At 61.4% G+C, this 8792-nt stretch carries 6 protein-coding genes; all 6 read left to right on the top strand.

Translation table 11 applies throughout. From position 1 onward, the window contains the following. A partial coding sequence (locus LD28_RS0115760; protein WP_033137889.1) for a sigma-54 interaction domain-containing protein occupies positions 1 to 1137 on the top strand: 1137 nt, incomplete at its 5' end. Further along, a complete protein-coding gene (vasI, locus tag LD28_RS0115755) occupies positions 1137 to 1742 on the top strand; it encodes a type VI secretion system-associated protein VasI (protein ID WP_033137888.1) in 606 nt (201 codons plus the stop codon). The genes LD28_RS0115760 and vasI, both read left to right, overlap by 1 nt. Positions 1743 to 1750: 8 nt before the next feature. Then, positions 1751 to 3178 (top strand): type VI secretion system protein TssA, encoded by a 1428-nt coding sequence (tssA, locus tag LD28_RS0115750; protein WP_033137895.1) that lies wholly within the window; start codon positions 1751 to 1753, stop codon positions 3176 to 3178. Between the two features lie 41 nt (positions 3179 to 3219). Beyond that, positions 3220 to 6717 (top strand): type VI secretion system membrane subunit TssM, encoded by a 3498-nt coding sequence (tssM, locus tag LD28_RS0115745; RefSeq protein WP_033137887.1) that lies wholly within the window; start codon positions 3220 to 3222, stop codon positions 6715 to 6717. Positions 6718 to 6760: 43 nt separating this feature from the next. Beyond that, the gene (locus LD28_RS0115740) at positions 6761 to 8188 is read left to right on the top strand and encodes a VasL domain-containing protein (protein ID WP_033137886.1); all 1428 of its coding nucleotides are present in this window, start codon (positions 6761 to 6763) and stop codon (positions 8186 to 8188) included. A 308-nt stretch (positions 8189 to 8496) separates the two neighbouring features. Further along, on the top strand, positions 8497 to 8784 hold the full coding sequence (locus LD28_RS0115735) for a type VI secretion system PAAR protein (RefSeq protein ID WP_033137885.1): 288 nt from the start codon (positions 8497 to 8499) through the stop codon (positions 8782 to 8784). The last annotated feature ends 8 nt before the right edge of the window (positions 8785 to 8792 follow it).

The raw sequence follows: 8792 nt of genomic DNA, 5'->3' as shown, positions 1-8792 counted from the left end.
GATGTGCTGCAGGAGTGGGCGGCTCGCCCCGAGCTGGCCAGTCTGGCGCAAGTCTTTTGCAACCAGCTCACCCTGATCCGCGATCTGGGGCGTAGCCGCCGGGATCAGAACGTGCTGCGCGACTCCCTGCGTCAGATAAAGGGCGAGGGGGAACGCCAGCGCCAGCACGAGAAGTTGCTGGGGGAGCAGCTGGTTGGCCAGTCGGCGGTGATCCGCGGCCTGCGTGAGCAGATCGCACAGGCGGGACAGCACAAGCTGACCGTGCTCATTCAGGGGGAGACCGGCAGTGGCAAGGAGGTGGTCGCCCGCTTGGTGCATCAGTGCTCCGAGCGCGCCGCCAAGCCGTTCGTCGCCATCAACTGTGCCGCCATCCCCGAGAATCTCATCGAGAGCGAGCTGTTCGGTTATCAGAAGGGAGCCTTCTCCGGCGCCCTCTCCAACAAGACCGGGCTGGTGGCGCAGGCCAATGGTGGCACCCTGTTTCTCGATGAAGTGGGCGATATGCCCGCCGCCATGCAGGCCAAGCTGCTACGGGTGCTGGAAACCCGCAGCTACCGGCCCCTTGGGGCAGAGCAGGAGTATCACTCCGATTTTCGCCTTATCGCCGCCACCCATCAGCCGCTGACCCGGCATGTGGAGGAGGGGCAATTCCGTGCCGACCTCTACCACCGTCTCTGCCAGTGCCTGCTGCTGATCGCCCCCTTGCGCGAACATATCGAGGATGTGCCGTTGCTCTGCCAGCACTTCATGGCCCAGTTTGCCGCGCAGGATGACAAGGGGCTGGCTGGCTTGCAGCGCAAGTTCCTCAAGCAGCTGCAAAGTTACGACTTCCCCGGCAACGTGCGCGAGCTGCGCAATCTGCTGGAGGTGGCCTGTGCCCACACCCGTCACGGTGAAGAGGTGGGGCTTGGTGCCTTGCCGCCGGAGCTGCGGGATCGGGTCTGTGCCGAGCTGCCCGATGCGCTGGATGATTACAACCATATCCGCGATCTGCGCCGGGCCATGCAGCAGTACGAAGCGTCAGTGATTGAAGCGCGCCTGCGTTACTTTCAGGGCAATCGCATGCTGGTGGCCGAGAGCCTCAATATTCCCAAGCGCACCCTGGATCACAAGTGCCAGAAACTGGAGGTGAACTGATGAGCATCATCGGTTTGTTGCCCCTGCTGCTGGCGACCGGCAATGCGGTGCCTCCCCTCGATATGGAGGCCTGGCAAGCGTGTCGTCGTGAGCCATCCCCGCTGATCCGGCTCGCCTGCTATGACGCCCTTGGCAATGAGGCGACGCCATCAGGCAGCAAGGAGAGCACCAAATCTCCGGCCTGGCTGGCGATAGCGGAGCAGGAGCAGGCCCGTCTGCCGGATAGCCCCCCCTTCCTGTTGCGACAGGATGAGGAGAGCGGCACGGCGGTACTGACCCGCCCGGCCCTGCGCGGTGCCACCTTGGCGATCGGTTGTGTCAACAGCATCACTCATATCCGCTTGCGGCTGGATGCGCCGTGGCGCGGGGAGACGGTTGAGGTTGCGCTGGATGGTCAGGCTGCTGGCAGCAGCCAGAGCTGGTTTATCCGCGATCAGGGATTGCTGCTCGAATATGGCCGCGGTCTGCCCGCCATCGAGGAGCTAAAACGCTGGATTGGTCATCGTGAGTTGCAGGTTCAGGCCGCCAACGGCGCCTTGCTGCGGGTCGATCTCAGCGGCCTGAAAGAGGCACTGATACCGGTGCGCCAACAGTGTCGCTGGTAGGGGGGAAGATGAGCTATCAACACCCCTGGTGTAGCCGTCTGCTTACTAGCTTGCCGGATGCACAGATCAAAGGTGCCGTGCTGGCCGATGAGCCGCGCTGGGACTATGTGGAGACCGAGCTGGTCAAACTGGGCTCCCTTGCCCACAGCCAGGTCGATCTCAATGCAGTGGCCGAAGCCTGTCTGGGGTTGCTGGAGAGCCGCACCAAGGATATGCGGGTGCTGGCCCAACTGCTGCGCTGCCTGCAACATCCGGCCAAGGCGACCCCGATGGGGGCGGCGCTGAGTTTGCTGGAGGCCTGGATCAAGGCTTACTGGCTGTTGGCCTGGCCGGGGAATGGGACCCAGAAGCAGCGATTGATGGTGCAGATCATCAAGCGCTTCGAGGGGGCACTGCCCAGGGTGAGTGAGAGCGCCTCGGCGGCGGAATTGGCTCAGTTGCTGGCGCAGGCTGAGCAACTGGAGGCCGTCTGGCTGGCCCAGTGCCCTGACAAGGGGGAACTGCTGGATCCCCTGATGATGGGGTTGAAGCGGGCCCAGCGACAGCAGGTTGCCCAGGCTCAGGCAGATGCCGGAGGTCAACCTGCAAGCAGCGTTGTTGCAGCCACAGCCAGTGCGAGCGGCATGGCGGGCACCATGGTGCTCAGTGGCAGCAGCAAGGGCTCCGGGGTCGAGATCGACAGCTCCAACGATCGGGCATGGCGACAGACCCAGCTCAAGGTGGCGGAGCTGCTGATTGAGCGCCAGCCGGAGGCGGCGATCGGTTATCGGCTGCGTCGTCACGCCATCTGGGCTGGCATCACCACCCCGCCCATGACGGCGCAGGGGAACAAAACCCAACTGGCCTCCATGTCGGCAGACATGGTGGATGAGTATCACGCCGCCATGGGCACGCCAGATCTGGCGCTCTGGCAGCGCATTGAGCAGAGCCTGACGCTGGCCCCTTATTGGTTCGAGGGGCACAGGCTCTCGGCCGAGGTGGCCCAGAAGCTGGGATATGGTGCGGTGGCGCAGGCCATCATGGCGGAGCTGGATGCGTTTTTGCAGCGCCTGCCCGCGCTGCGGGATCTCACCTTCAGCGATGGTTCCCCGTTTCTCTCCCCCGAGTGCAGCCGCTGGTTGCAGCCTGCCAAGAGCAGTGGGGGCGGCAGTGGACAGGGCGAGCTGGCCGAGGAGGTCGCCTTGCGTCATGGGGAGCTGGGGGTTGCCGCCGCGCTCGCCCTGCTTGATGAGCGGATGGCACAGATGAAAGAACCAAGAGCCCGCTTCCATGCCCAGTTGGTGCAGGCGGAGTTGTTGGAGCAGGAAGGCATGGAGGCGCTTGCGCGCCAGCAATATCAACACTTGTGGCAAGAGGCAGATCGCCTTGGGTTGTCGCAGTGGGAGCCCGGGCTGGTCAGCCGCCTGGCCCCCTATGCCACCCATTTGCCGAAATAAGTGCCGAAATGAGTCATTGAGTCGGAGTTGGATCACATTTTATGTTCAAAACCATCTTTACCTTTCTGCGGCAACAGCTGCCGAAACTGAAACCCTCCTGGCCCCTGCTCGGTGTGGCGCTGTGGGTTGTCGCCCTGATCCTGGTGTGGTGGCTGGGGCCTCGCATCGAGATCCGTGACGCCAAACCATTCGAGTCCTTGTGGGGGCGGGTGGTGTTTACCCTGCTCTGGCTCTGGTTGCTGCTGGGAGTACTCTCCTGGCGGGTCTGGCGCAAGATGAAGCAGCTCAAGGCCGAGCGCCAGCATGAGGTGCTGCTGGAACAGGATCCGGTCAAAGGGCTTATCGACAAACAGGCGCTGTTCCTCAATCGCTGGTTGCAAGCCCTGAGTGAACACCTTGGCAAGGGGGCGCTCTACGCCATGCCCTGGTATCTGGTGCTGGGTCTGCCCGGCAGCGGCAAGAGCAGCCTGATCCACCGTGCCAACCCGGCCAACAAACTCAACCCCAGACTCGATACCGAACTGCGGGACGTGGCACAAGGCCAGCTGGTCGACTGCTGGTTGGGGGAGCAAGCGGTGATGCTGGATCCGGCCGGTGCGCTGTTGTCACAAGCCGAGCCCGAGCTGGATCCGCAAGCTCGCAAACATGAGCGCCTGTGGCTGCATCTGCTGAACTGGCTCAACGAGCACCGTCGTCGTCAGCCCCTCAATGGTCTGGTACTGACTGTTGATTTGGCGTGGCTGTCCGCGGCCAGCGTGGCCGAGCGCAAGGCGTATGCCCAGCTGATGCGTGCCCGGTTGCAAGAGGTGTCGGCCACCATGAATACCCGGCTGCCACTCTATGTCACCTTCACCAAACTCGACATGCTGCGCGGCTTTGATGTGGTCTATGAGCAGCTGGACAAAGAGGCCCGTGACGCCGTGCTGGGGGTGACCTTCAACCCCGGCAGCAGTCAGGGCAAATCCTGGCAGCAGGATCTGGCGCTGTTCTGGGATCAGTGGGTCGACAATCTCAACCGCAATCTGCCCGAGATGATGCTGGCCCGGCTCGATGCCGCCCAGCGCAGCGCCCTCTTCTCGTTTGTCCGTCAATTGGCGGGTCTCAAGGATTATGTGACCAGCCTGCTCGATGAAACCCTGACCATTGAAGAGAGCAAGCCACTGCTGGTGCGCGGTGTCTATATCAGCTCCGTCTATCAGCAAGGGGTCCCGTTCGATGCCTTTGCTCAGGCCGCCTCCCGGCGTTACAGCTTGCCCGAGCCTATTCACTCCGCCCTGCGCGGGGAGTCCAACACCTATTTCGTGCGCAAGTTGTTCTCTTCGATCATCTTCCCCGAGGCCCATCTGGCCGGGGAAAACCGGCGGCATACCCTCTATCGTCGTCGCCGGATGGCCATTGGACTCGGCTGCCTGTCGCTCTTCTCGGCAGCCCTGATCGGTGGCTGGCACTACTTCTACCGGGTCAACGAGGAGGCGGGGCGCAATGTACTGACCAAGGCACAAGCGTTCACCGAGACTAATGAGGTCGCTGATGAACATGCCTTCGGTATCAGCCAGTTGCCACGTCTCAACCTTATTCGCGAAGCGACCTTGTCATTTGGTAACTACCGCGAACGGATGCCGCTGGTGGCTGACCTTGGCCTCTATCAGGGGGATGAGATTGGCCCCTATGTGGAAGGCTCCTATCTGCAACTGCTGGGGCTGCGTTTCCTGCCTGCCCAGATGCAGGGGCTGCTGGAGGATCTCAACCGGGCACCGGCTGGCAGCGAGGAGAAGCTCTCCATCCTGCGGGTGATGCGGATGCTCGATGATGCCTCCGGTCGCAACAAGGCGCTGGTGGAGCAGTACATGGCCAGCCGCTGGCAGAAAGCGTTCCCGGGACAGGGGGCGGTACAGGAGCAGCTGATGGGGCATCTTGACTATGCCCTCGATCATACCGACTGGCATGCCGCTCGCGCCGCCCGGGATCAGGCCGCCATCACGGCATTTGTGCCGTTCAAGGAGCCGGTGTATGGCGCCCAGCGTGAACTGGGCAAATTGCCCATGTATCAGCGGGTCTATCAGAATCTGGTGGTGAAGGCGGGCGATGTGTTGCCGCCGGATCTCAATGTCCGCGATGAGGTGGGCCCCACCTTTGATACCGTGTTTGCCCTGCGCAACGAGAGCGCCGGTCAGGTGCCGCGTTTGCTGACCTGGCCCGGGTTCAGTGACTTCTTCCTCAAGCAGGACAAGGCGCTGATCGATCTCACCGCCATGGATGCCTGGGTGCTGGGCCAGCTCAAGCTGAGCCAGTTGAGCGAGGCGGATCGCAAGGAGATCACCCGTCAGGTCAACGATCGCTATGTCACCGATTACGTCAACCAGTGGCAAAAAATGTTGACCAATCTCGATGTGCAGACCCTTGCCAGCCCCGAGCAGGCGCTCGATGTGCTCTCCGCCATCACCGGCAACGACCAGCCGTTCCAGCGGGTGCTTGCCTCGCTGGATGACAACACCCGCATTCGCAAGATCTCCGATGCAGAAGGGGATCCGGCGCAGGCGATCTCCGCACGGATCGGGCGTCCCTTTATGGCTACCAATGGCGTATTGACCGGCCGTGGCGAGCAGGGGCCGCTCATTTCGGAAGTGAACCAGAAGTTGATTGAGCTGCAGCACTATATGGAGCTGATCGTCAATGCTACCGAGCCGGGGCAATCAGCCCTCAAGGCGGTGCAGTTGCGTCTGACCAACAAGTACGCCGATCCGGTCTTTGCATTGCAGCAGTATGCCCGTGGTCTGCCCGAGCCGCTCAATCGCTGGGTGGGTCAACTGGCAGATCAGAGCTCGCAACTGGTGATTGATCTGGCGATGTCATCCCTCAATCAGGAGTGGCAAGCGAAGGTGCTGGCACCGTTCAACAGCCAGCTGGCGGATCGCTATCCGTTTAATCCGGGTTCTGCCAAGGATGTGCCTCTCTCCGAGATGGAGCGCTTCTTTGCCCCCGGTGGTACGCTGGACAGCTTCTATCAGGTCAACCTCAAACCCATGGTAGAGGGGGGCTTGATGGCGGGAGAACTGAGCTCACCCATTCAGGCTGAGCTTATCAAACAGCTGGATCGCGCCGCGCGGATCCGCCAGATCTTCTTCAGCCAGCAAGGCAATCTGGAGGTGCAATTTGCCCTCGAGCCCATCGAGCTCACCGCCAACAAGCGGCGCAGTGTGCTCAACCTGGATGGCCAGTTGCTGGAGTATGCCCACGGTCGTCGCAACAAGATCCCGCTGGTGTGGCCAAACACCATGCGTGACGGGGCCGAAAGCAAGATCACCCTGGTGCCGGCAGCCCGCGAACGCTCACCGCGCAGCGAAGGCTTTGTTGGTCCCTGGGCCATGTTCCGCCTGATGGACAAGGGGGAGCTGACTCAGGTCAACGAGGCCACCTTTGATGTGCGCTTCCCGGTGGATCAGGGTGCCATGACCTATCGGGTCTATACCGACAGCGCCCAGAACCCCTTCACCGGCGGCCTGTTCAGCCAGTTCAGCTTGCCTGAATCCCTCTATTGATCATGTTGGGGGGCGCCATGCCCCCCGCATTTTGGAATTCGATATGTCACAGAATCAACAAGGCCAGCAGGCATTGAAAGTGGGGCGAGACCCCAGAATGTTGCCGGAGTACGAGGCGCTGCGCGCCGAGCTCAACAAGCTCAGCCACGCCTCCCGCCCCGAGGTGGATTGGGTCAGGATCCATCAGCTCGCCAGTCAAATCTTTGAAAAGCATGGGGTGGATCTGCAAACCGCCATCTACTTCACGCTGGCGCGCTCCCGCATTCAGGGGCTGAGCGGCTTTACCGAAGGGTGCGAGTTTCTCGCCAACCTGATCGTCACTCAGTGGGAGAGTTTCTGGCCGCCGGTGCATCAGGAGCGGGCCCGCATCGAGATGCTCGACTGGTTTATCGCCCGCATCAGCGATGTCATTCGCCAGTACCAGATCAGCCACGAGGACAAGCGGTTGATCTACCGCTGTGAACGGGCATTGCAACTCATCAGCGAGAAGCTGCACAACGCCGGTTTGAGCCGCATCCCCCGGGTCGAGAATCTGGTGCACTTCATCGAGGGGTACACCCACCTGTTTGACGAGACCGAGATCGTCATCGTCTCCGATGAGCCGGGCCTCAAGGATGAGCTGCAGATCCCGCCGATGGTCTTCTTCAAATCCGACATGGAGAGCGACCACGGCCCCTCTGCCGGGGCAACCCCGCACCTGCCTCAGGGCAGTATTCTGGTGGGGCGCGAGAAGGGGCAGATGAAACCGACCGTGATCAAGATTGAGCAGCACAGCAAACAGCGCCCCGCCTGGTTCTGGTTTGGCTGTGGTCTGCTCACTTGTGCCTTGCCCATGATGGGGTGGTTTGGCTGGCAACATCAGCAGCAGGAGAAGGTCATCGCGGCGCAGCGGTTGCAGCAACCCGCCGCAGCGTTGCCGCAGGCCCTGAGTTATGACGACATTCGCCAGGCGCGCATCGTGCTGGGGGAGCAGACCCTGCAAGGGATGGAGAGCGAGCTGGTATCGCGTTATCAGGCGCAGCTGGGACGGCTGGAGCAGACCTCGCCGCTCTACTGGTACCGCTATGGTGAGGGGCTGCGCAATTCACTGCAGATGCTCTATCCCGACTCGCTGGCGGTCAAGGCGCTTGATAAGCAGTGGCAGACCGCGCTGGCTGGCCAGCAGGGGGATCTCAACCGGGTGCCGACCTATCTGGAGGCGCGCGCCGGGGTGGATGCCCTGATCGATCAGCTGCTGGAGCTGGAGCGTCAGCGCAAGACGGTCACGATTTCCTACCTCAAGTCCCAGCTCTACGAGGTGCAGAAGAACCTGATGCAGGAGATCCCATTCAGTTTGCGCCTGAGCGAACTGGAGGCGCGAAAAGCGACGCAGGAGCCTATTACGGCCGCCGAGCTGAAAGGGATAGAGAGTGACTTGAAAGCACTCAATATTCGGCTCTACCAGCTGCAACAGGGGCTATCTGGCAGTTGATTGCTCTGCACGGCGCAACCAGTTGCGCATAATCCAGCGCGTTTCACCGCAGATGCAATTTTTGGCAGGGGGATTGCCCAGTTTGCGCAATCCCTTGCGAACGGATAATTCTGTTATTTATCGAAAGGCTATAACTGTCTGATTTTATTTTGTTTATTTCGTATTCGCTGAATGGCATAGCCTGTGCTGTGGCCTGTTCTGTTTATTCGCTGTTTATCACAACCCCCTGTGCCCGGTGTGTTCCACTGGCTGTCACAGGGGCAGAGGGATGATGTTTGTGCATCTCCCCGCTCATATGGAGAATGACTATGTGCCCCGCTATCGCACTGCTCGGTGACATCGGCACCGACCACGATGGCTTCCCACCGACCCCGGTGATAGCTGCCAGTCCCGACGTGTTCCTTGATGGCAAGCCTGTGGCTCGGCAAGGTGATCCGCTGGCACCTCACGACAAGCCCAACAACCCGACGCACCCACGGGCCATTGCCAGCGGCGTTGGCTCTGTGCTGGTGAATGGCAAACCCATCGCCGTCACCGGCACGGCAGTGGATTGTGGTGGCGTGGTGATTGGTTCCGGTAGCGGACAGGCAGGATAAGGAACAGA

The organism is Aeromonas finlandensis, from assembly GCF_000764645.1.
GTDB lineage: Bacteria > Pseudomonadota > Gammaproteobacteria > Enterobacterales > Aeromonadaceae > Aeromonas > Aeromonas finlandensis.
This window is presented reverse-complemented; position numbering and strand designations above follow the sequence as displayed.